Genomic DNA, 25,561 nt, shown 5'->3' with positions numbered 1-25,561 from the left:
ATTTATAACGCTGTTATGATTTTTCAATCGCAAAATATCGAACGGCTACACGACTAAAAAATACTTCAATGAAAAAAAGATATTTATTACCGCTAGTGCTTTTTGCCCTGTCTTCATGTAGCAAAGATTTCTTAAATCAAAAAGATCCAAACGCCATCCAGATCGAAGACTATTTTAAGTCGGAGAATGACGTGCTTTTAGCTGTCAATGGCTTATATCAAACCCTACGCTCAGGGAGTACAATAGGCGAGGGCAGTACACTATACAACGAAGAACGATCCGATAATACCGGACGTAATGATAATCAGTCCAATGCAGGGGAGCCCTTTCAGTTCAATGACTTTTCACTGCTGCCAAGCAATACCTATTTAAAAACACACTGGGCGGCAATGTTTGCAGGCATTAGTCGTTGCAATGTAATCCTCACACATATCGATGAAGTCTCTTTCTCAAGCGAAGCGCTGAAACAGCGGTATATGGCCGAAACAAAATTTGTACGTGCATTACTGCTTTTCCATATGGTACGTAAATTCGGCGATATTCCCATGTCAACCGTTCAGGTAACCAGCAAAGAACAGGCAAATGAACTCGCATTTCGTCAAAAGGAATCGGTCATTTATCAGCAGATCATTCAGGATCTTACCGACGCCCTTTCCAGTGATTTGCCGAATACACAGGCGGAATATGCCGTGGGGCGGACATCGAAAGCTGCAGTGAATGCTATTTTAGGGCAGGTATATTTGACTTTGGGTGCTACTCAGGCTTCAGGAAGTGCTGAAAACTTTGCAAAGGCTGAGCAATATCTTAGCGCATCCTATGGCATGCGGACTTTCGGTCAATTGAAAGAAATACCATATACCCAAGTATTTGATGTCGGGATGAAAATGCAATGTAAAGAATTGGTTTTTCAAATTCAGTACCTACAGGGGGATCAGAACTACAGTTCGAGTATTGCAAGGAATTATCAGGCAAAAGGTGAATTTATTAATTCGCAAAACAAAGCAACTGGGGGGGGCGAGGTTGTTAAATTGGACCTAATCAAAGACTATGAAGAAGGTGATTTAAGAAAGGATTTTTCGGTCAAATTTGCAAAAGACCCTCAAGTCAACGATTGGTTTGTGACTAAATTTAGGGATAATAGCGTGAAAGCAGGCAGTGCAGGCTGGGGCGGAAATGACTGGATTTTGATCCGTTATGCTGATGTGATGTTATTATTGGCTGAAACAAAATACCATCTGGGTAAAGAAGCTGAGGCTATTGCGCTATTGGATCAGGTGCGCGAACGTGCTGGCCTGTCTTCTTATGCAGCCTCAATGTTAAACAATGACTACCGTACAAAATACCCGACATTAAAGGAGGCGATCTTACACGAGCGCCGTGTGGAGCTGGCTTTCGAAAATCAACGTTGGTTTGACTTAATCCGGAACTATAATCCGCAGGAATTGGTGACGTACTTTAAAACTAAAAACCAGGCGGATTATGGGAATGCTAAAATCTCCAATATATCCACAAAGGATCGGTACTATCCAATTCCTTTCGATGAATATAAATTGGATCCACAGCGGATGTATCAAAATCCTGGTTATTGATAGAGTAGGATATGACAGGTATCATTAAAAAGATCATTTTGTTGACTTTGGGAATATGTGGAATGCATATTTCCAAAGGCCAGCTCCAACCCAATCCTGCCGGTCCGCAGGACTGGGTAATCCGCAAGAATTATTACGCGAGTTATCTGTTGCTAAAGGATTCCGCCTTAACACAGCAGCTTTGTGCGTCCCAGGCTGTTTCGGCATTGTTGAACCAGCGATTTGACCGTTTCAAGCGCAGTGATCATTGCACGGATCTCAGCTGTTTTTTGGAAGCTTTTAAATGGAAAGATTCGGAGATCGAACTCTTGGCTGAACAAATAGCCGGCCAGACCCAGGGAAACAGGAAATTGGAGAAACTGGTTGAATCAGCTTTGATGCCATCAAAGACATATGGTATACCGAGGGGTGAAAACGCAAAAGCGTATCTTAAAAAGGCGCTGTTGCAGGACTTTGGTGCCATGAACTATGTAGTTGATGTCTATGGCGGTGGCAAGAAGCCCAATTATCCCAAGATTGATTCAATTTCTTTTGATGTGAATCGTAAGGCTTATCTTCAGCTTTTGGACGATGTACGTCAGGATGTGCTAAAAGATATTCCGACCGGTAAGGAGGCGCTTTTTATGACCATGATGACAGCAGTAAGGCTGCTTGAGATCAATGAACGTTGGGATGCCGCGCAATTGGAGCCACTGATAGCACAGGAAAATAAAAAGGCGTTTGAACAAGTGAAAAAAACAGATTTTTCAGTCTACCCTTACAGCCTGTTGTTGACCCTGGGTGCGGGCCCTGAAATTTATGGACAGCCGATCAGTCCCGGCGGAATGTTGCGAGCACGCATGGCTGCCCGTAGTTATTTTGAAAAATTGGCCCCTTTTATTGTACTTTCCGGTGGAAAGGTACACCCTTATAAAACGGCTTATATTGAGGCAATCGAGATGAAAAAGTACCTGATCAATGTGATGGGGGTTCCCGGACAAGCGATCTTAATCGATCCGCATGCCCGCCATACAACAACAAATCTGCGTAATACTGCCCGTATACTACTGAACTATGGATTTCCTAAAGATAAATTTGCCATTGTCAACAGCAGTAAGGCACATATCGATGCTGTAGAAAAAATGGCCGACCGTTGTATCCGCGAATTGGGTTATGTACCCTACAGCCTTGGAAAACGAATTTCGGATGTTATCATCGAATTTCAGGCGAAAGAAGAAGCATTCACAATTGATCCGGATGAGCCGCTGGATCCCTAACGGTTCACCTCAGAACTCAGATTGAACAAGAAAAAACAAATCCAACATGTCTTTGTCAACGATGTTAGTAAATATAGAAAAAGGTGTGTGGATTACTTATTTATATACCTTTTTCTATTAAAGATCAATTTAATGTTACCGTCTTTCCTTCTTTCGCAGAACGCTTCGCAGCCTCCAATATCTCAACTACCGTCACATTATTACTGATGGAACCTAGATCGCCTTCAGCTAGCTGCTTTCGGTTTAAAACATGTTCCAAATATTGGATATGGTTTTCAAAATAAGGCTGATCCGTTGGAATAACTGTCGGCTCCTCATTATGCTGTGTATATTTCACCAGTCTTTTATCATTTTGTGCATAGAGTTGGGCCTTTGTCCCAAATACCTGAAGATCTTTTACACTGTAAGGCCATGCCCAAGATGCCTGGATGATACCAGTACTGCCATCGCGGTACTTTAAGATAATGGTCGCATCATCTTCGACTTTGGGATAGATCTCGGGTTTCAGTCGATGTGTAATAGCACTGACAGAAATAGGCCGTTCGCCATTCTTGATCCATGTCATGAGATTGGCCCCATAACAGCCGAAATCCATTAATGCACCACCACCATTTTTTTGCGGATCCGTTAGCCAATCGAGAAAATAGCTGCTGCAACCGATCTCTTTGGGCCCTTCATGCCCATCCTTTACAATCATCCGTGTCACACGGCCCACGGCATTTTGCTCCAATAATTGCTTGAGCTGTTGGTTGCTTTTATACCAGGTCGTTTCATAATTGACCAAAAAAAGTGTTTTGTTTTCCCTGGAGAGTGTGGCGATACGTTTGGCATCAGCCAATGTGGTCGCCATTGGCTTCTCCACCATGACCGGTATTTTGAGAGGCAGACAGATTTCCGCTACATTGATATGCTCATTGGTGGGGTTGTAAGCAAGAACCACATCAGGTTGTACTCTTTTTAATAATGAAGAGAGATCTGGGTAAAAAACGGATTTCGGAAGATTGTATTGTGTCTGAATCCTGTCCGCGAGGATACTATTGGACTCTGCTATTCCAATGATCTCGACCTTCTTCTCTTTGTATAAATTCAGCAGGAGATATACATGGTCGTGATTGAGCCCCGCAACAGCGACTTTCAGTGGACTATCCGCATAAGCAATATGCTGAAATAGCATTGTCAACAAAAAAAATATCTTTACTATATGTTTCATGGTACTCTGTTTAGGTTCAATAAAGATAACATTTTGAAATCTTTAAATCCTTTAGTAAATCCAGTCAACCTTTGGATGCGATTGTATTATTTCCGCTACGATATCAAAATAGGTCTGTCCTTTTCCGGCCTGTAAATCACTTAATTTCTGTTGGAAATAAGTCTGATTGAAAGGTGAATTGGCAGCGAGTTTTTCCTGATAGTAGGCGAGGGTGGTTGTCACTCCTAATGCCGCACGGCTGTGATCGATGTCTTTCCAAATGATTGTATGTTTTTTTGCGTTCTGAACTTTTCCAAAGCCACCATAAAGCAGATCATCAAATCCATCCAGACTCCCAATTTGCCAATTCTCATCGGCCATATAGACCCGATTGATTTCGGCGTAAAAACTCGGAATATCCGCAATACATGCGCCTTCAATAACCACAAAACCCAATTCGGGATGAAGAGAAATGAGCTTCGTAAAGTCTGCCCAAAGTTCCGCTACCACAATTGGAAATGGTGCTTTTGACCATTTGTCCACAAACTGAAAAAGGTCTGGCAGGATGGACTCCCGACTACTTTCGCGTAGGCTTGCCAGGGGCTTTGTTAAAGCCTGCTCCTGAAGATTTCCGACCAAAACTTTAGCAATAACTGCGAGTTGATTTCTGCCATTTGTTTCCATCTGCTTCACATTAGATTTACTTATCTAAAGGACTAAAAAAAATTGACTTAACGAAATCGTTTTCGATTTTTTACAAAAAATCCAATACATTTAAGGTTACATTTAGGGATAAATCTAATGCGATGATCTACCGGAAAACGTTCTATCGTATACTTGCGGTGTTGAGTGTACTTTCTCTAGTTGAAATTTCTGTTTTTGCACAGCAGCGGCCCAATGTCATTGTGATTTTGAGCGACGATGGCGGTTATGATGATTTTGGTTGCTATGGTGGTAAGGAGGTGCATACACCGCATATCGATGAGCTGGCTAAACATGGGATTCTTTTTCAGTGTGCTTATGCATCTGCATCGGTTTGCGCACCCTCACGTGCCGGTCTGCTGACGGGGCGGTACCAACAACGCTTTGGGTTCGAACACAATATTTCCAAACGGCCGACGGCAGGAACGACACCAGAAGATATTGGGATGGATACATCGGTGGCAACGATAGCTGATTTTATGAAATACAATGGGTATAAAACTGTAGGTATCGGCAAGTGGCATCAGGGGGACGGTCCCCAATTTCATCCACTTAAGCGTGGCTTTGATCATTTCTATGGTTTTATTGGCGGCGATCGTTCTTATTTTCCAATCCCCGGAAAGGTAAAACCCACGCAGATGCTGGTCGATGATAGTCGTATTGTCCCCGAAGATTCTATTCGCTATCTGACAGAAACATTGACCGACAAGGCAATCTCCTATGTTCATCGTTATCGCCAGCAACCTTTTTTTATGTATTTGGCTTTTAATGCGATACATACTCCTGTGGAAGCTCCACTGACGCAGAATAGTAAATATAGTCATGTTGCAGATCCTTTGCGCCGCGCTTATTTGGCAATGCTGGAGAATATGGACAGCAATATTGGCCGTTTGATAGACCAGCTGAAAAGAGATGGACTTTATGAAAATACCCTGATTATCTTTATGAATGATAATGGTGCGGCCACAAATAATGGCGCGGATAATGGACAGCTACGCGGTTTAAAAGGGTCGAAATGGGAAGGCGGTATACGCGTGCCCATGATTATACAATGGCCGGCACGACTACCGCAGGGAAAAGTAGTCGATGCGATGGTGTCGGGTATGGACATTTTGCCAACCAGTATAGATGCCATACAGGGGAAAAATATTCCTGGACAGCAGATCGATGGGCTAAGCTTGTTGTCATCGTATAAGGCGGCAAAGAATGGGTATGAATATTTATTTTGGCGACGGGGAGTCGCTAAAGCGGTCCGTCATGCCGAATGGAAACTGATTGTTGTCAAGGATGATCCGATATTGTTATTTAACTTGAAAAACGATCTGAAAGAAGAACATAATCTTGCCGAAAAATATCCCGATAACGTGAATAAAATGTTGGATAAATTGGCTGAGTGGGAAAAAAAGATGGCTGCTCCCAAATGGTTGAGTGGAGTTTTGGATAATGATCAGAACCAAATGATGAAACATCGAATGGATGTCATTGGACGGGCAGCAGAAAAGAAATACCCTTAATCGGATTATAATTGGAAAAAGAATGAAAGCTATACTTATATTTTTATTATCATTTGGACTGGTCATGACAAGGGCACAGGACAAGCAAACATTTGATCGCATCAAAAAACATGTGTACGAGGACGAATTGCAAAGTTCGGCTGCTCACGGTGATAAAACCACAATCTGGAGCAATCAATTGACTGAAGCTGGTACTTGGTCTGATATAGATTACACGAGTAAATCAATTTCACTCTGGCCTCCAGGAGAACACTTGGATCGCTTGAGAGCTTTGATCGTAGCTTATGTATCTCCCAAGAGTAAATCTTATCAGCAAAAGTCGCTTTATGACAAGATTGTACGGGCAGCACAGTACTGGGCAAATAACCGATTTGAATCAACGAACTGGTGGCACAATGAAATCGCTTCTCCTAAAGCAATAGGTGTCTGTCTGATCCTGATGAAATTCGGTCAGGAGAAAATCCCAGCTACAGTGGAAACAGCACTGGTCAAGTTGATGGAGAGAGGGGATCCCTATAAGAAAACGGGCGCGAACAAAAGTGATATTGCCATGCATTATTTCTATCGTGCACTAATCCTCGAAGATACCGATCTACTGGCTGCTGCTATGGAACAACTGCTTTTTCCCATCCAGTTGGTGGATGGGAAAGAGGGCTTACAATATGATTTCTCTTACTTACAACATGGACCACAATTGTATATTGCAGGCTATGGTGAAGAGTTTTTAAAGGGGATTTCTAAGGTAATGGCCTATGTCCGCGAGACACCTTATGCGGTTAATAAGGAGAAATTGGCCCTCTTCGAAAAATTTCTTTTGGAAACCTACCTGCCGATCATACGCTCACGTTATATTGATTTTAATGTGCATGGGCGCGGGATATCACGACCAGATATATTGCGCAAAGATCAGGAAGTCGCCATATTGCAGCAGATGCAATTGATTGATCCAGCTAAAAATGAGATCTGGAAGAAAGGATTGGCAAAGTTAGATAGTATACAAGCTTTTAATGCGGAAGATCAATCTCTGCATCGACATTATTGGAAAGGAGATTATACAACACACCTCAGAAAACAGTTTCATTTCAACCTGCGTCTGGCAAGCAAGCGAACCAACAAATCGGAGTCAGGAAACGGTGAAAATTTGCTTGGTAAAAATATGACAGATGGTGTAACCAATATTCAGGTATTTGGTCCAGAATACTATAATATCATGCCAGTATGGGAATGGGACAAAATTCCGGGGACAACAACCCGAGATTATCAGGGTGATCAGGAACTGAAAGAACAGTGGGGTGTACTGGCTGCCAATAGTTTCTCTGGTGGGGTCAGCAATGGTACAATCGGCGCATCGGCCATGTCTGTTCAATACGATGGACTGGCTGCACAAAAAGCATGGTTCTTTTTTGATAAGGAGATTGTTTGTCTGGGCAGCGGAATTAACTGTAGTGCTGCGGAGCCGGTCGTAACAACACTGAATCAAACTTGGTTGAATGGCCCTGTCGTATGGAATGGAAAAGAGCAGATGTCAACCGATTCACTGGTTCGAAATGTCAAACAAGGTGAATATGTCATGCACAATCAGGTCGGCTATTACTTTCCAGAAGCGATGAAAATCGCTCTGACGGCAAAAGAACAATCGGGCTCTTGGTACCGCATCAATCGTTCCCGATCAAAAGATGCTGTACATGGTAAGGTATTTAAGTTATCGGTTGAGCACGCAGCTAAACCTATAAATGGAAGTTACGCTTATATCGTTGTACCTGGTGTAGATCAGATCGATAAGCGGGCTATGCAGCAGCTAAAAATTTGGCACAATACGCCTGCGATTCAAGCTGTAGAACATCTGGGTCTGGCCGCTATTCAGGCCGTGTTTTATGAGTCTGGTACCTATCAAATTGGAGCTTGGTCTATTCAGGTGGATAAGCCGGTTATTCTGCAAATCACAAAGGGAAATAGCGTCTTCAAGCTGGATGTGGCAGATCCACTGCAACAGGGAAAAGCCGTACGTATTCATCTCATCAATAAACGTGCAAAAGTAAATCAGACTGTTGAGATAAAGCTGCCGCAGGCTGAGTACGCGGGTAGTACCTCATCAGAAACAATCCCGACTGGTAACAAATAAAGATTTAATTCTTTCGAATTGCCGTGAATATTAAAAAGTAAGGTCCAAGTTCTCCACAGAACTTGGACCTTATTCATTCAGTGAAACTGAGGTTTCAAAATATTAATTGGCGTTGCTTGCCCAAAATCAGCTTTTGATACAGCCTATTTTTATTATTTTTTGAGTTGTTCCAATCGAGTTAGACCTTCGAGATAATAATAATCTGCATAGGTCAAAGGGACATCAATTTCGGAGTGATGGGGCAAACTGCCGACACTATGTTTGAGCAAGAAACCTCCGTTGCTTGCGTATTTGGCAAAATAACCTGCTCCTGATAGTGTCTGTAGACTTTCCTTGGCAAAAGCTAAATAGGATTTACTTTCTGCTCCAGAAGTTAAGGTCGATAGTTCAACGAGTGCCGAAGCGACAATGGCTGCTGCTGAGGCATCACGAGGGACGTAATTGAGCTTTAACGTTGAAAAATCCGCATCTGATTTATATCCCTGTTGTCCAGCATTGAAATCCCAGTAAGGGATTTTATCTTTTGGAAGATTTTTGTGGGTCATGTAAAATTTAGCTGCTGCCTGTGCTGTTTTGAGAAACTCTGGTTTTTTTGTCTCCCGATACATCATGGTAAATCCGTAGATAGCCCATGCCTGTCCACGTGCCCAGGTTGAATTATCTGCATAGCCCTGATTTGTCTGTTGATGGATTGCTTTTCCGCTGGCATCATAGTCTACAACATGGTAGGTGCTATAGTCTGTGCGGAAATGGTTTTTCATGGTTTGTGTTGCATGACTGATGGCCACATCTTTATATTTAGGATCACCTGTCAGATCCGAAACGTAACACAGCATTTCTAGGTTCATCATATTGTCAATGATGACCGGGTATTTCCAAAGTGTTTTGCCATCCCATGACTTTTTCTCATTCCATGATTTGATGACACCGACCTGTGGGTTAAAGCGCTTTAATGCGGTATTGGCCGAATGGACAAGGATGGCTTTATAATCGGCAATTTTTTTCTGATCCTTGAGGTATTTAATTGCCGTGCCATAGGAACAATACATGACAAAACCAATATCGTGATGTTGGTCCAAGTCCTTCGCTTTTTCGAGTGCTTCGGTCCATTTTATCGCTTCTTTCTCCGTTTCTTTATTGTGTGTGTGGTTATAGATATACCATAGTGAGCCAGGGAAAAAACCTCCTGTCCAATCCCATTCATCGGTTCCGCGCAATTGTCCGGAAGGAGTCAATGTACGTGGGAACTTATGGTCTTTGTCAGCTTCTTTGGCCAAAAATTGATATTGTTTCTCTGCAGCGTTGAAGCTAGCATCGATGAAGTTTGGCTTTTGGTCGATAAAGCTGAGTGCAAAAAGCCCAGAAGCGATAAGAAGGATTGTTTTTAAACTGGTTTTTCTTTTTTTCATCTGCATAAATTATTTGTTCATCTATTATTTTATGATTAGGGTATTCATGAGCTCTCTTCGTTTGGTTCACTTGTTTCACGCTGCCTTCGGTTCACTCGGCTCATGTTACTTTCGATAGTTTCATAACAGCGTATATTCCTAGTAAGTTACGTAATAATCTTTTGGAAAGGGTAAACCTGCAAAAGCTTTTTGTGAGCTCCATTGCGCAGCAGCGTCAGACCAAAAAGCATGCGTTGGCGGAAGCCCTAAGGGTAGAAATGAGAGGGAAGCAGTATAGAGCGAACCCGAGTTGGTATAACTGTCTGCTATATTTCCCTGATCGGCATTGAGAAATCCGAGGGCCATCCAACCATCCTCATGAAAAATGCGATCAGCATAGATGTGCTTGAGGACTGCTGTCAATGCCGCGCGTACTTGCCCATTGGAGAGATCCGTGGGGAGCTTTCCATCGAGTGCGACTGCAGCGAGCGGTTGAAAGGCTGCATTTCTATACGTTGCACTCCGCCCAACAACAGGGTAGGTGCCTTCAGGTGAAATCATGCGCTCCAGATGATGTGCATAGCGTTGCATACGTTTATAGGCGCGGTCATACATGGGTTGGTACTTCGCATCAGCACTAAGATTATTTCTTAAGGTCTCCACTTGCATGCAATGGATGACATAACCATTGTAATGATCAAAGCTAAATCGCGCACCATCACTATACCATCCGTCGCCGACGTACCATTCCTGATCAAATTTGTTTACCGCATAGTCTATTTTCTCACGTGCACAGTCTTCACCGATACTATAGAGAAAAGTTTCGGTCATTGCGGCAAACAAAAGCCAGTTGCTTTCGTTGGGTTTGATCCAGCGTAAGTGTTTGAATTCGGTAATGACCTGTTGCTTTGTCACTTGCGGCAGCGGATCCCATAATGCTTTTGGGGCACGCATAAATGCCTGCGCTAAATGTGCTGCATCAACCAGAGGTTGCTTGGATTTGCTACGCCAGGAGAAATAATCTGCCGAAGCAGGATTTACACCATGTTGTATGCCCAGTAAGGCTTGTTGTTTAAATTGAGTGCGTATCTTCCCTTCTGCGGTTTTATCGTCTGGCAGGGCCAACCATGGAGCCATACCGGACAATAATCGGCCAAAGGCTTCTAAATATCCTACACTTGGATCTATGTAGTCATAAGTTTCACTTTTAACAATTGGCATCTCCGCGCGAAAACGCTCTTTGCTGATACGATCGAGAATAGGGCTGGCCATTTTTGTTAAAATAGACACCCAATACGCACGATCGTCAGTAGAAGGTTGCGCCGTTGAGCCAATGGATTGACTACGACCAAGCAGGGGGCTGTTCATTAGCGCTCCTGCAGTAGTTAATGTTACGGCTTGAATCCAATTTCTTCTTTTCATTTGGCTTTTTTAATGATAAAATTATATTTTCCTGTCGATTTAATGCTTTTGGCCTTGAGGCTGATGCGGTAAAGCCGCTCACCCCATACCTGGCTCAGACGTGGGTCGTCCTGCGGAATAGATTCGTAGGAAGCAACAAACTGTCCATCGCTAAAATGAAGCACTGCCAGACCATCACCTAAGGTTATTACTCCCTTTGTAATCTTTGGCTCTTTTGCAACCAAAAAGTGGATAATATTTGCCTGTGTTGGATTGCTGATCTTAAACTCGTCCGCTATGGTCAGACCGTCAGCTGCAAGGCGGTAACTTCTATTCCAATGTTCGATATTGGCTGTTTTTGGATAGGCTTTCCCGATATCGAGCTGGAATTTATTTTGTTCAGGTAGGAATACCACATTTTCGGCCTTGTACTCTTTGCCGAACGCCTGATCAGTACCATTGATCTGTGGAAGGTTGTGGTAGGCACCCTGCATGGTCCAGATACTATAGCGATCGTCGCTAAATGTTTTCTTCGTGTAAGTTCCCACACCCGCATCAATAAAAAGGGGTTGCTGATCCTGGTATAGAATAAAGCTCCCGACATCGTTATGGTTGTGGCTCTCATTATTAAAACCACCTTTGGCGGCGAAGAAAAAACCTTCCTTTTTCAGATAGAGAAACTGCGTTTCCGGATACCACTTAAATGCATTTTGTGGAAGTGCTGCCTGTGTGTGCTTAAGCTGCGGAAAACAGCGTAGATCTTCAAATGCACGGAAGATATCCCGTGAGGGTCTAAAGTCCGCACCTTTACCACCAAGATCTGTCATGTATCGCGCAAATTGCATCATTTCAGTACTATGTACATCTTGCCCATAACGATAGATGAGAAGAGGATCTCCACCGCCTTTGGCTGAGGCATCGGCAAAATTGACCACCCATCTGTCACCACCGATATACGATTGTGCGATGTATTCACCCATATCACGGATAAGAGGCTTGTCGAAGATACTGACCTTGTTTTGTGTTGCCATGGAAAGGATCTTGAGGTAATCGTACAATTTACCGGCGGCGTGCCCCCAATAGGATGGACCTTCTTCACAGGCACCATCTTTTTTGATATAATCTATAAAGCGATCGACCGAAGTCATTGTTTTATAGATGCCAGTCAGTTGAACATCCGGATTGTCTTCTATCAGCAGCAGGCAGGTGAGCACATTAAAATTGCACCAGGGATTCCAGTTGTTGACCAATTGGTTTCCTTTGAGTTCAAAGCCCTGCCACCACATATCATTGCGGTCCAGATAAGGCTGTATAATGCGTTGCTGGATATGCTGTTTTAAGCGTAGACTAATTTCCGGATTGATAGTGTTGAAGGTGTCCCGAAAGAAATAATGTATCCACGAAAGTAAGGATCCTACATCGCCGGCCATGAGGTCAATGACATGTGTCCGTTCTTGTGGTAGGGATCTTTTGCTGGATTGGAAAGCTGGTAGGTGTGCCGATAATGACCAGGTAGACATCTCGGTCATGTGCCAGGTACCGTTTAAAATCTGATCGATATAACGTCCTTTCCCCTCAGCTAGCTCAGCTAATAGCAAGTTTGTAAGCGCGGTACAGTTTTCGTTCATCGGCTTTTCCATCATGCCGCGGTTGCCTGAGCGTTCATATTCCAGATAATCTGTTGCCTTGACCACCTGCCATTGATAGTCGAGTGCTTTGTCGCCTTTCGCAACAACCTGCTCCCGGAAGGGTGCTATCAGCTGATCCCATGCCTTACGATCGGAATAACTTGGATAGGGAATCCAGGACTTGTCCCGGCTCAGGTTGATCTTGAGATCTTCCTGTTTAAAAGTGCCTGTGAGTAGCTTTAATTCTTTTCCCAGTAGCCTCTGAAAAGAGAGACTACTGAGAAAGAAGAATAGGATTAGATATATTCTCATGTTTACCAATCTTGATTTTGTGGCAGAAGTGCCGCGTTCATCTCTATTTCTTGTCCCGGTACCGGCCAAAGCTTATGTCGTGGTTGATACCCTCTGGTAACGAGATTATCGCCAGTAACACCTTTTTCAATAATGCCCTTCGACACATCTTCCAGTAGATTCCAACGTTTGAGATCAAAATAGCGCCATCCTTCGCCTGCTAATTCTACTGCACGTTCGTGTTGGATACGTTTACTCATTTCCGCTTTACTGTTCACGACCAGGAATGAACTGCCGCTATTCAGTGCAGGCATTTTCGAACGTGTACGTACCTTATTCAGTTCCGTGATTGCCTTGTCCAGCTGATTGGTTTCATTATAGGCTTCGGAAAGCATCAGAAGCACATCTGCCAAACGAAGGATCGGGAAATTGATCGGTGTATGAGCACGATCGGTAATCGCTCCTTTCAGATTGCCTTCAGGTACGAATTTGCGCCATAGGTAGGTATACCAGCCCCGATTATTACGGATCTGCCCGAAATTTTCATTTACCCCTGTTGCAAGAATAAACTGCATGTCACGTTCTTTGTTGGCGTTCCAGCCCAAGTAGTGTGAATAAGGGACAATAAGTGTTTGATTCATCCGTGGATCCCGGTTGGCATAGATCTGACGTAGCTTGGCTGTGTCGGGTACCTTTGTCAGCACACCACCCGATTGTGTGGATTCCATCGCTTGTTTTTTAACGGCATTGTCTGCATTATAATTTGGGAAATGGTCATTCCAGTTGAACGGACTTCCGTCTCGGTTTTCGTAACGGTCTGCAAGCCGTGTGCTTGGCATACAGTTGTTCCAGTCACTGCCAAAAGTTGATCTCGTTCCCATATAGAAAGCCATAGGCATCCCATAAGGAAATCCTGTTCCGCCCATGTTCTGTATAGCAAAGATCATTTCAGGAGCCTGATCCCCTTCCATGGTAAACAATGCCGCATAATTAGCACTGAGGTTATAACCGTAATTGTTGGTTTTGTTATAGACAATTTCTTCAAAATCCCGGATTGCTGATGTCCAATCTTTATTGTACAGGGCTACTTTGCCTCTCAAAGCATAGGCTGCACCCTTTGTGATTCGACCATAGTGTTTTGCGTCATACGTTACAGGTAATTTATCGATAGCATAGTTGAGGTCCGCAAGGATGAATTTCTTGACATCTTCAATGGAAGAACGGCTATTTTTGAGTGAACTAAAATCTCTGTTCAGATCAACTGTCTCGTCATATATTGGCAAAGCTCCATAAAGATTTGTCAATTGAAAATACATTAGCGCACGGAGAAATTTTGCTTCGGCAATAAAACCTTCCTGTTTGGCTTTATCTATGGTCATCGGCTGAATATGGGCGATGGCATGGTTACAGCGTTGGATCAGGTCATATCCGGCCTGCCACCTTTCCACAATAACGGATGAGCGGTCTGTAAATGTACCGCTGATGACTTCGCCTAGGCCTGGAGGATCATAGCCCAGCCCAATATCACTGAGCCCATCATAAGAAAATTGTAAACCGAAGGTCGCTTCCTTTTTTAGATCATTATAACAACCTAATATGCCAGCGAGCGCCTGGTCTTCATTTTGCCAGAATGTATCGGCACTGACCTGACTGTAAGGTGTTGTATCGAGCTTATAACAAGATGATAATGCAATGCATCCCGCTATGAGTAGTGAAATCTTTTTCATGATATTTGACAACTTAAAATGTTAAACTAAGACCGAAGACAGCCTGTTTCATTGTTGGGTAATTGGTGCCACTCACCTCGGGGTCGAATCCTTTGTAACTAGTAATCGTCCAGAAATTTTCCAGCGATCCAAAAACACGTAGATTCTGAACCTGGATCCGTTTGGTAATCTCATTCGGAATGGTGTAGCCGAGTTGGATATTTTTTACACGGATAAAAGCTTTGTTCTGTAACCAGAAATCACTGTTTCTGGTGTTTCTTGTATCTGTGTATGGCAAGAGTCGTGGATATCTGGCATCAGTAGCTCCATCTGTCCATCTGCCATCTGCGATTTCCTGGTTGATTTGGTAGCCCCAACGTACAGTTGGTGTGTAATAATTATCTATCCAAATAGCCTTATTGCCTGCATTACCCTGTAGAAAAACCGAAAAGTCAAAACCCTTATAATCAAATCCCATATTAAAGCCATAAGTGATCCTTGGCGCAGTACCATGCCCGACAGGTACCCGGTCATTGTCGTTAATGATGCCATCACCATTGGCGTCCTTATAGAGTAAATCGCCTTTCTTTGGTGTCCCATAGGAGGCAAATGGGTTTACTTTTTGGTTTGTATTTGGATCAGTAGGAGCATTGTCGATCATTTGTTGTACGAGTTGGATGTCTGCGTCTGTCTGCAAGATGCGATCGGTCAACAAAATATACTGCGTGTTGATGGCATAGCCCTCTTGTAAAAGATTCGCTCCTGAAATAGATTTGTCGTTGCCTTTAAATTTGACCACTTTATTGTCAATGAAGGTGAAGTTACCACCGATATTGAATTTGAAATCATCCCCAATTTTGTCGCGGTAGTTGAGGTTAAGTTCGATACCATTATTGCGGACTTTTGCTGCGTTGGTACGTGGTATGCTTGCATTTCCGACAACTAACGGTGCTGGTAGGTCGATCAGGATATTGTCTGTTACTTTATTGAAAACATCAATTGAACCGCTCAATTTGTAATTGAAGAGGTCAAAATCCAGACCCGCATTCAGGATATAGGTATTTTCCCAGGTCAATAAAGGGTTGCTCAAGACAGTCTGGGCAAATCCGACATAAAGCTGATTGTTCAGGATGTAATTGGCCGGATTGTATAGTGTCTGATATTCGTAGTTGTTAATATTAGCGTCTCTGCGGAAAGATGCGTCTGAAGTACCATTGTTGCCCAATGCACCATAGGAGGCACGGAATTTAAGACTTGGCATCCATTTGACATCGTAGAAATCTTCGGAAGAGATTTTCCATCCGAAAGATGCCGAAGGGAAGGTACCCCATCTGCTTTTTCCTGTCATAAAGCGCGATGAACCGTCGGTACGGAGATTGGCTTCCAAGAGGTATTTATCATCCCAGGAGAGGTTGAGTCGCCCAAAGAAGGAGCGCATGGCCCAATCCGTGGTGTTGCCGGAGGCGGAAGCATCCATTGTCGCCGCGTTTAACACCGTAAGTGAAGGATCGACGAGATCCAGCTTGGATGCCGCAAACCAACCATCTTTAAAATATTCCTGGCTGGCACCCACCATCACTTCATAATTTAATTTATCAAATAACTTGTTCTTGTATTTGGCAACTCCGTCCATATAATAACGGTATGATTTAACAGACTCGTTGGTAACAGAGGAACGTCCAGTGCCAGCGGTGGCGACGGTATTAGTCAAGAAGTCCCAACGATCGTTGAACACAGGCTGCGAATAGATAAAATCGTCGTCATAAGTATAGGTGTACGATCCTTCGATAGAAAGGCCTTCAATGGGCTTTAACTTTCCATAAAACCGGGATACAAAGCGATTTTTGTTAATATTACCCTTTTGGGCATACAGGCGGTGAAGCACATTGTTGGATTGTGGGTTCTCTTCCGGATTGCTGGGCGAACCGAATCGGCCGTCCGGAGCTCTTAGTACCATACCTGGGGTACTCGCTCCCGCAAAGGTGAATACATCATCAATGATATTGGTGCCGATATCGGTCTTTGAGACGACACCATTGATATTCGCTCCAAGCGTAAGCCAGGGTTTTACATCGGCTTCGAGGTTGATGCGACCAGTATGACGTTTGTAGGTAGCTTGTTCAATAACACCGGGATTATTTAATAGACCATAGGAACCGAAAAATTTAATTTTTTCACTTCCACCTGTAAAGGACAGATTGTGGTTTTGGCTGATCTTATTTTGAAATAGTTCAGACACCCAGTCTGAATTGGGATATTTCAACGGATCTTGCCCTGAATTTTGTCGCCAAAGATCTATTTTTTCCTGTGAAAATGTAGGTTTCGCATTTGGATCGCCATTTTTGTACCCTTCATTAATCAGCTCCATATAATTGGCATAGTTGGAAACCATTTGGATGGTATTGGAAGGTTTCTGGCTAGAGAAATAATTATTATAGGTAACCTTAAACTGTTCGGTCTTTCCCTTTTTCGTCGTGATGAGGATAACACCATTGGCTGCGCGTGAACCATAGATGGAAGCTGAAGCTGCGTCTTTCAATACCGACATACTTTCGACGTCCTGTGGATTGATTAGATTCATATCACCGATAACACCGTCGATCACAACAAGTGGATTCGAATTGTTTAATGTTCCCTGACCACGTACCCGAAGAGTACCACCATCGCTCCCCGGTCTACCTGAACCTTGATTGACATATAGCCCCGGTGCCTGACCTGCTAAACCCGCAGATAGGGAGGTAACGGGCCTGCTTTCCAGGACTTCTGACATTTGAACAGAGGATACTGAACCTGTCACATTCTCTTTTTTCTGCGTACCGAAACCAACGACGACAACCTCTTCAAGCCCTTTAGATTCTTTATCCAGGGTGATTGTTAAGGGTGAACCGGCATGGGCAACAGTTTCGATGGTTTTGTAACCAATACTTCTTACCACCAAGATGACATCTTTCTGTTGGCTATTGAGTTCAAAAAAACCGGTTGCATTAGTCGATGTGGCTTGATTGGTCCCTTTGATTTGGATCGTCACATTTGCTATGGCCTTACCTTCACTATCTACGACTTTACCTTGGATGGAACTCTGTTGTATGGCTAGCGAAAGCTTGCTATGGGTAAATTTAGGGGTCAACGGGGCGGCGTGGGAAGTTGCCAGATTGGATACGACCAACAGGCAGGATAATGGGATTGCCGCTTGCACCCAGCGATTTTTCGCAACGGATGCGTTTTGGATCTTAATCATAGGCTTTGTTAGATTTAATTGGATGAAAAAATGAATTTTCTGTACTGTGAATTTACAGCATTCAGTATAAACGATTCTGTCATTTCGTCGCAATCGTTTTCGTAAAGAAATCAGTATGCTTCTAGCTGAATTTATGCTGAAAAGAAGCCAGATATAGGCAGTGAAATTGTATTTATTCCGTAAATTGATGGTTAATGGTAGCGGTTTGCATTTGTTTATCGTTAACAATGAAAATTATATAAACCTATTTTCTTTATGATGACTATCAAAAAACTGTCGTTATTGTTATGTTTGTCGATCGGGGGCTGTCTCGTACACGCACAAACTAAATGGAATGTGAAAGCAGGCCTGAACTTCTCGAATATCGATGCAAAGAACAAGGATGGTAATAAAGCAAATACGGAATCCGTCGGAGGTCTGTATTTAGGAATTGGTCCGTCGATAAGAATGAGCGAGCGTTTCGCTATTGAGCCGGCGGTTGTATTCGCCAAACGGGGCTTCGAACGAAATGAAGGTAAAATCATAGGCTGGGGCAATAATTTTAAGGCTAATACTTCCTATCTGGAATTACCCATTGATGTTGTTTTTAATTCACCAAATCGGTAACGATCAACTGCAATTTGGACTTGGGCCTTATATAGGCTTTGGATTAGGGGGGAAATGGAAAACTCCAGAAACAGTCTATATTGATGATATCGGTATAGGTTAGAAAGGTGATATTAAGTTTCAAAATGATGCCAGTATAGCGGATTATGGAGATTATATTCTTGGAAAATCGTTTGATTACGGTGTTCGGGCCAAGGCGAACTATCTATTCAGGGGACATTATCTTGTTGGTATGGAGTTTCAAAAAGGGATTGCTAATTTGGAATCAAAATGGGGCGATTATAAACCTGGGGGATCACTAAGAAATCGTTCATTAGGAATTTCTTTGGGTTACAAGTTTTAGAAACTATTTTTTTATTATAGCTATAAGCCTGTATTTAAAAAGATTGATTCCTAAAATGATTTTAGGAATCAATCTTTTTAGATCGTAAGTCTATTCGAGTCTATTATATGTAGCGTTTAGAATTCGATCCTATAGTTAATGGTCGGTATGATACCAGTCCATTTTTGCGGCTCGATGATACGTTTGCTGAAATTGTAATGCATCCCGACAGTATTCTCTCTATTGAGGATGTTTTGAATATCCAGAATAAGGAGATGACTCACTTTTTTACGATTTATTCGATATGTCGATGAAAAATCAAGTCGAATATAAGGATCGGCAGTTAGCGTATTAATCCGGCTTTGATCGATGATTTCCTCATCTAAACGCAAGGATTCATCTTCCAGAACCGGTGAGTATTTTCTCCCGCCGGCATAGATCAGTTTTGCATTCAGACCAAATAGGTTGTTTTTATTCTTTCCTACTGTCCATTCTCTTCCCAATAATAGATTACCAACATAGCGTGTATTGAATGTTGTATTGTATTCTTTACCATTGAGTGCTTTGAATTTGGAATCAAATACCGAAGTGGTAGCCATAAAATAATAGCCTTTGCTGAGTGATTTTTCAACCGTTAACTCAATACCATAATTTCTGCCTGTACCTTTATTGACCAGTTGACGATAGGTTGATGTACCAATAGCTGAAATATCTGATACGTTGAGTAGGGAGAAATTCATTGCTGGATCTGAAGAAACCGGGACATTATATAGATGTTGATAATAGACTTCGGTCTTAACCCGGAGTGTCCGGCTTAGATTCTTTTCATACCCAACAACAGCCTGAGCAGACTTGGTAGGAGATAGTGCGGTATTGTCTGTTGTATTTTGTCCGGTTCCGCTCTTGGCAAAATAATAGCTGAGTGGTTCTAAACGATTGTAAAGCCCGGTACCAAAGGATATCGTCTGGTCTGCTGCGACCTTCCAGTTTAAGCCCAATCGGGGTTCTGCAGTCCAGCTTTTACTTAAGGCAAAATAGTTGGCATGTACACCCGTATTTAATGTCAGACGGTCGGATAGTTCAGTTTTGAGTTGTGCAAAGGCGTCATAGGTACTGGTACTTCCATTTTCATTGATCCGTTCTTTTAATGCCGCGAGTTCGGTATCGTAGGTTAGCGCATAGAGATCATAGCGAAGCAGGCTGGCATTGATACCCGCACGGATCGTGTTTTTGCTGCTCGCTCTATAATTGAGGCTTCCAGCATAACGGATTGCGGTATTTGTAAATTTATCTTTGTGATATAGGCTAGTTACATAATCCTGTGTCAGGGTATCTGTTTTATTGGAATTGCGGCTGATTGATGCCGAAATAATATTGGTGAAATACAGCCTATCATTGGCGATATATTGATGTTTTAGTCCAGCACTTCCGGCGTTAAATCCCAAGTTCATGTCTTGCGCATCTGTTCGTTCCTCCCATTCTTGGAAATTGCGTTTGGCAGTTTCCTTTATTTTTCCGAGACCGCCTATCCCAAACAACGAAAATGTTCCGGCCTTTTTGGTTGGAAATACAAAATTGAAGGAGAGGTCCTGATATTTTGGGATACCGGTATCCGAGACTTTTACACCTACTTTTTCCAATAGACTCAATGAGGAGTACCGGTAGCTGATTAAATACGAGGCATCGCTTCCTTTTTTGAAAGGACCTTCTAAAGTTGCACCTACCCCCAACACGCCGACATTGAATGTGTATTCGCGTTTATCGGTATTTCCCCTTCTAAATCTAAGGTCAAACACCCCCGATATGGCGTTGTTGTATTCAGCGGCCAGTCCACCTGTATAGAAATCAGATTTTCCCAAAACCATGGTATTAAGCATGCTTATCCCCCCACCAGCGGCTCCCTCGGCACCAAAGTGGTTGGGATTTACAATTTCGATCCCTTCCAATCGCCACTGTAAGCTTTTAGGTGAATTTCCGCGCACAATAATCTCATTATCGTCACCACCAGCGACGACTCCGGGAAAGCTCTGTGCCATTCTTGCGGGGTCAAAGAAAGCCCCAGCATACCGATTGGTCTCCTCAGGTGAAAATGAGCGACCACTGGTCATTGCCATTTGATTTAAAGGTTGCTTTCCCGTATTGGCGTAGACGACAGCTTCGTTCAGCGTGTTTGCCTGCGGTTCCATTTCAATGTTAAGTATATTCTCACGCCCGGATGTAATGAGCAATTCTGATAATTCTTCCTGTCGGTAGCCTGCCATGCGTATTTGCAGGACTTGGCGCCCTACAGGAACTTGCAGCAACCTAAATATGCCTTGCTGATCTGTACTCACAGATTTTGTATTGCCATTGGAGGACAGTACAATAGTAGCACCAAAAATTGGAAGTCTTGTATTTTTGTCCACGACAGTACCTTTAACAGCCTCGGTCACGACCCGTCGGTTTGTCTTCGTCGAATCTTGTGCCTGGGCAAGTGATTGCGTGGCCTGAGTCGCCAGCGCAATTATTAAGATTGATGTTAGTTTCATATTGATTAAGCTTTATCTCTATGACAGTTAACTTTCACTTTACCCTTAGTGATTAGTATAATTTTTTTTAACTGTTTCTTTTCCTCCTCAAAAATTTCAAATTGATGGAATGTTATTAACAAAAATGATTCTTATATTCAGTTAATTAACATTGTTATTAACATTTTTATACGCAGGTCGATGATGATGAAAAGCGAGTCGAGAAGGTGCAAGAATCTATCAGTCCTTTTTGGAAAAATACCCTTATGTGCGCATTGTACAAACAGATTGTCCTAATCTTTGGACCGAAGCAATTGCCGCGCATTCGGAAGTCAGTCGTTCTCAAGAATAGTTCGAATCTTTTATCTCTTTGGTTAGAAAATGTTCTCATCTTGTAGCGAAATTCGACACTGAAACGTTATAAAATTATAACTAAATGAGAACCAGGATGAATAAATTATTTAACGGGATTCTAGTATTGATTTTGTTTTGCAGTTGCAGTAAGAATACCATCAGTCCGGAAAAAATCGCGCCGGAAGATGTGAAAAAACAATTGGAAGCTTATGATTGGACTCCGACATTTTCTACCAGTGATACTAAAGATGAGCAGTCTCATTATAAACCGGAAGATTGTGAAAAGGATAATATTTATTCTTTCTCTTTTGGCAGTGATTTTCAAAAATTAAAACTAGAGCGCGGAAAAGAGCTTTGTGAGGTTGATAAAGGAACTTTTGAACAGTTTATTTTAGATGGAAAGTCTGAACGGTCTTTTACCTATGACAAAGAGAAAAAGAGCATTAAGTTTGCTGATAGTGATCAGTACGAGAGCTATGGTGTCCTTGTGGACGGAGATTATTTGGTCTTAACCTATCGAAATAACAATCCCCTTGCTTTTGTTATTTCCAGGGCATATTATTTTAAGGGAAAAATTAAAGAAAAAAATAAGTAGCATTCCTATAACACATGAATGGAAAGACGGCTTGCCGTCTTTTTTATTTTAGGCTATAGACAATCTCTTTTTACAGGCGATGGATCGTACTTGTATAATAACCGTTAGTAACCTTTTTAATGCATTGCTGAATTTCCAATATCAGAAGTGGCCTTATAATTTCTACATGTGTGCTACTGATTTCTTAACCATAATATTGAATATTCATATTGAAAATTATCGTTAATTACTGCATAAATGTTGGCAGTTGATTGATTCTACTGACTCTATTACTTAAATTTCTATAACAGAAAAATTATCTTGATTATTATCTTTAAATCCTTATTTTAGTCTTTTGGAAACCGGTTGCATAACTCCGATAATTTTAAACTACATGAAACTCCGAATATTACTTTTGACAGCGATGTCAACATTGCTTTATCCACAGCTCCAGGCGCAACAATTGCCTTATAAGGATAGCCGTCTCACCACCGAACAACGTGTCAATGATCTTTTGGGGCGAATGACCGTGGAAGAGAAGGTGGGGCAGCTGAGCAAATTGCTTGGATGGGAAATGTATGAGAAGAAGGGGAAGCATGTTGGGGTGAGCGACAAATTAAAGAAAGCGGTCAAAGAGCAGCACATCGGGTTGTTGTGGGCAACACTGCGTGCCGATCCCTGGACGCAAAAAACACTCCTGAATGGTCTTAATCCGATTGAGGCTGCACGTGCGACCAATGCCATTCAACAGTATATGCTGGATAGTACCCGTTTGGGAATCCCATTGCTGCTGTCGGAAGAGGCTCCACATGGACATATGGCTATTGGTGCTACGGTATTTCCAACGGCAATAGGGCAAGCGAGTACCTGGAATCCGACGCTGATTCAACGCATGGCATCAACAATAGCGCTGGAAACCTACGCTGTAGGTGGAAAAAATGGCTACGGTCCGGTCCTGGATCTTGCGCGCGACCCACGCTGGTCGCGGACAGAAGAAACTTATGGCGAAGATCCATATTTAACGGGCAAGATGGGAACTGCAATGATCCGTGGTTTTCAGGGCGAGAAACTTGGACAACAGGATAAAATCATTGGTACATTAAAACACTTTGTCGCTTATGCGGCACCAGATGGTGGGCACAACGGTGAATCGGTATCATTTGGTGAGAGGAGTCTAAGACAGTATTTTTTACCACCTTTTGAAAAGGCCGTTAAATCTGGCGCAGGCTCGGTTATGACTGCTTATAATAGCATTGATGGAATTCCATGCTCCGCAAATCCCTGGTTGTTAAAGGATGTTCTCCGTAAAGATTGGGGTTTTACTGGATTTGTGGTATCAGATTTATTGAGTATCTCTGGCCTTAATGGGGGGCATGCTACAGCCGCTACAGCGGAGGAAGCTGCTTCACAAAGTATACATGCGGGATTGGATGTTGACCTGAGCGGATCGGGATATGGTCCAAATCTTTTGAAAGCTGTGCAACAGGGCCAGGTGGAGCCCGCTGTATTGGATACCGCAGTAGCCCGCGTATTGCGGATGAAGTTCAATCTTGGTCTATTTGACCGACCTTATGTGGATGAGAAACTCGTTGTTCAAAAAGTTGCCACAGCGCAGAATAAATCTGTTGCGCGACAGGTTGCCCGGGAATCCATCATCTTGCTGAAAAACGAACAAAATACCCTACCATTGAGCAAATCGTTGAAACGCATCGCGGTCATCGGACCAAATGCCGACAATGCTTACAATCAATTGGGTGACTATACTGCTCCACAGGCTGATGGCAAGGTTCAAACTGTATTGACAGGTATCCGCGCAGCGGTAGGCAAAGAAACGCAAGTTGATTATGTAAAAGGTTGCGCTATCCGTGACACGACGAAATCTGATATTGCGGCTGCGGTGGCAGCAGCACAGCAAGCTGATGCGGTGGTTTTGATTCTCGGCGGTTCCAGTGCACGGGATTTCAAAACTTCCTACCAGGCAACGGGAGCGGCGAATGTAGATCCGAATACAGTCAGTGATATGGAAAGCGGTGAAGGATTTGACCGCGTTTCGTTGGATATGATGGGTGATCAATTAAAACTTATGAAAGCGATCCAAGCAACAGGAAAACCTGTGGTGCTGGTGACGATTATGGGAAGGCCGCTTAATCTAAATTGGGCAGCAGAACATATTCCTGCAATTGTGAATGCCTGGTATCCAGGACAGGAGGGCGGATTGGCCATTGCCGATGTCTTGTTTGGTGATTATAACCCAGCCGGCCGGTTACCGATTTCTGTACCACGCTCTGTGGGTCAACTTCCGGTACATTATAATCATACAAAACCTAAACATCACGATTATGTGGAGATGTCCGCGAAACCTCTATATGCTTTTGGCTATGGATTAAGTTACAGTAAGTTTGAATACAGCAACCTACAGATAGGACTGACCGAAGGGGCGGATGATTTTGTCTGTACAGTATCCTTTGATGTCGAAAATAAGGGTAGTGTGACCGGCGATGAGGTGGCACAGTTATATGTTGTCGATGAAGTCAGTTCGGTGGTAACACCCATTATGCAGTTAAAACAATTTGAACGTAAAGCTATTGCAGAAGGAAAGAAAGAGAAGTACACTTTCCACTTGAGCAAAGAAGACCTTAAACTGTGGAATGCAACTCATGCATGGAAAACAGAAAAAGGGAAATTCAGGTTGCTGGTTGGTACATCATCCGATGATATCCGATTGAAAGGGGAGATGGAGCTAAAGAAGGATTATTAATTAATCCTTCTTTAGTTTATAGGTATAACTATTGTTCTGGTAAGGATCTTTCGTCAGGATAAGTTCTTTGCCATCCAGGGTATAGCTATATTCGCGATTCAATATCAATGCCCAGTCAAAGTCTGCAGTCCAAAAGTTTTGATCCTTGAAAACAATCTTGTTTCCAATAATTTCAAATGTTCCTGAGCCACCTGCAGGGTATCTGTCCTTATTTGTAGAGCAAAAGAAGCTATCTGCTTTAAATTTTACATTGACATCTCCAGTGAATGTTTTGTCTTGATTTTTATAGTGGACAGTAAATTTTCCAGAGTAGCTACCCTCTAGTGCTGTTATCTTTTTGGATTCTTCCTTTGAGCAACTTGCAAATAAGAGTGAAACGCCGAGAAGAAAGGAGTTCTTTAATAAGGTCATAATTT

16 protein-coding genes are annotated in these 25,561 nt (G+C 42.8%); 7 read left to right on the top strand and 9 right to left on the bottom strand.

Going from position 1 to position 25,561, the window contains the following annotated elements; translation table 11 throughout:
- Positions 1–68 precede the first annotated feature (68 nt).
- Positions 69–1,589, top strand: coding sequence for a RagB/SusD family nutrient uptake outer membrane protein (locus tag AC07UV_RS04540; RefSeq protein WP_282250427.1), 1,521 nt, complete (start codon positions 69–71; stop codon positions 1,587–1,589).
- An 11-nt stretch (positions 1,590–1,600) separates the two neighbouring features.
- Positions 1,601–2,845, top strand: a complete 1,245-nt coding sequence (locus AC07UV_RS04535) for a YdcF family protein (protein WP_495182874.1) — start codon at positions 1,601–1,603, stop codon at positions 2,843–2,845.
- A gap of 124 nt (positions 2,846–2,969) precedes the next feature.
- Here the strand turns inward: AC07UV_RS04535 and AC07UV_RS04530 are convergent, their stop codons facing one another.
- Together AC07UV_RS04530 and AC07UV_RS04525 are read right to left on the bottom strand one after the other, a co-directional pair.
- Positions 2,970–4,055 carry a Gfo/Idh/MocA family protein gene (locus tag AC07UV_RS04530; protein ID WP_495182873.1) on the bottom strand — a complete coding sequence of 362 codons (1,086 nt, stop codon included), beginning with the start codon at positions 4,053–4,055 and terminating at the stop codon, positions 2,970–2,972.
- Between the two features lie 51 nt (positions 4,056–4,106).
- Complete coding sequence (locus tag AC07UV_RS04525) at positions 4,107–4,718, bottom strand: barstar family protein (protein ID WP_495182872.1); 612 nt, start codon at positions 4,716–4,718, stop codon at positions 4,107–4,109.
- A gap of 122 nt (positions 4,719–4,840) precedes the next feature.
- Between AC07UV_RS04525 and AC07UV_RS04520 the strand changes: the two genes are divergently transcribed.
- Entirely contained in the window at positions 4,841–6,250 is a 1,410-nt protein-coding gene (locus AC07UV_RS04520; RefSeq protein WP_495182871.1) for a sulfatase-like hydrolase/transferase, read from the top strand.
- Positions 6,251–6,272: 22 nt separating this feature from the next.
- Complete coding sequence (locus tag AC07UV_RS04515) at positions 6,273–8,372, top strand: polysaccharide lyase 8 family protein (RefSeq protein ID WP_495182870.1); 2,100 nt, start codon at positions 6,273–6,275, stop codon at positions 8,370–8,372.
- 152 nt (positions 8,373–8,524) lie between these two features.
- Here the strand turns inward: AC07UV_RS04515 and AC07UV_RS04510 are convergent, their stop codons facing one another.
- The 5 genes from AC07UV_RS04510 to AC07UV_RS04490 form a co-directional block, all read right to left on the bottom strand.
- Positions 8,525–9,781, bottom strand: coding sequence for a glycoside hydrolase family 88 protein (locus AC07UV_RS04510; protein WP_223583804.1), 1,257 nt, complete (start codon positions 9,779–9,781; stop codon positions 8,525–8,527).
- Between the two features lie 138 nt (positions 9,782–9,919).
- Positions 9,920–11,182 (bottom strand): DUF2264 domain-containing protein, encoded by a 1,263-nt coding sequence (locus AC07UV_RS04505; RefSeq protein WP_495182869.1) that lies wholly within the window; start codon positions 11,180–11,182, stop codon positions 9,920–9,922.
- The gene (locus AC07UV_RS04500; RefSeq protein ID WP_495182868.1) at positions 11,179–13,101 is read right to left on the bottom strand and encodes a heparinase II/III domain-containing protein; all 1,923 of its coding nucleotides are present in this window, start codon (positions 13,099–13,101) and stop codon (positions 11,179–11,181) included. Before AC07UV_RS04500 ends, AC07UV_RS04505 begins: the two co-directional genes overlap by 4 nt.
- A 2-nt stretch (positions 13,102–13,103) precedes the next feature.
- Positions 13,104–14,807 (bottom strand): RagB/SusD family nutrient uptake outer membrane protein, encoded by a 1,704-nt coding sequence (locus AC07UV_RS04495; RefSeq protein ID WP_495182867.1) that lies wholly within the window; start codon positions 14,805–14,807, stop codon positions 13,104–13,106.
- 13 nt (positions 14,808–14,820) lie between these two features.
- Complete coding sequence (locus AC07UV_RS04490) at positions 14,821–18,024, bottom strand: SusC/RagA family TonB-linked outer membrane protein (RefSeq protein WP_495182866.1); 3,204 nt, start codon at positions 18,022–18,024, stop codon at positions 14,821–14,823.
- Between the two features lie 255 nt (positions 18,025–18,279).
- On the opposite strand from AC07UV_RS04490, the gene AC07UV_RS04485 reads away from it, so the two are divergent.
- Complete coding sequence (locus AC07UV_RS04485; RefSeq protein WP_495182865.1) at positions 18,280–18,630, top strand: outer membrane beta-barrel protein; 351 nt, start codon at positions 18,280–18,282, stop codon at positions 18,628–18,630.
- A gap of 459 nt (positions 18,631–19,089) precedes the next feature.
- Here the strand turns inward: AC07UV_RS04485 and AC07UV_RS04480 are convergent, their stop codons facing one another.
- Positions 19,090–21,480 carry a TonB-dependent receptor gene (locus tag AC07UV_RS04480; protein WP_495182864.1) on the bottom strand — a complete coding sequence of 797 codons (2,391 nt, stop codon included), beginning with the start codon at positions 21,478–21,480 and terminating at the stop codon, positions 19,090–19,092.
- A 427-nt stretch (positions 21,481–21,907) separates the two neighbouring features.
- Between AC07UV_RS04480 and AC07UV_RS04475 the strand changes: the two genes are divergently transcribed.
- Positions 21,908–22,408, top strand: a complete 501-nt coding sequence (locus AC07UV_RS04475) for a hypothetical protein (protein WP_495182863.1) — start codon at positions 21,908–21,910, stop codon at positions 22,406–22,408.
- A gap of 373 nt (positions 22,409–22,781) precedes the next feature.
- Positions 22,782–25,145 carry a glycoside hydrolase family 3 N-terminal domain-containing protein gene (locus AC07UV_RS04470; RefSeq protein WP_495182862.1) on the top strand — a complete coding sequence of 788 codons (2,364 nt, stop codon included), beginning with the start codon at positions 22,782–22,784 and terminating at the stop codon, positions 25,143–25,145.
- Here the strand turns inward: AC07UV_RS04470 and AC07UV_RS04465 are convergent, their stop codons facing one another.
- Positions 25,146–25,556, bottom strand: a complete 411-nt coding sequence (locus AC07UV_RS04465) for a hypothetical protein (protein WP_495182861.1) — start codon at positions 25,554–25,556, stop codon at positions 25,146–25,148.
- Positions 25,557–25,561 lie beyond the last annotated feature (5 nt).

The organism is Sphingobacterium sp. GW821-FHT03E03, assembly GCF_059420745.1.
The sequence above is the reverse complement of the archived record's forward strand: the minus strand, read 5'-3'. Positions and strand labels throughout refer to the sequence as shown.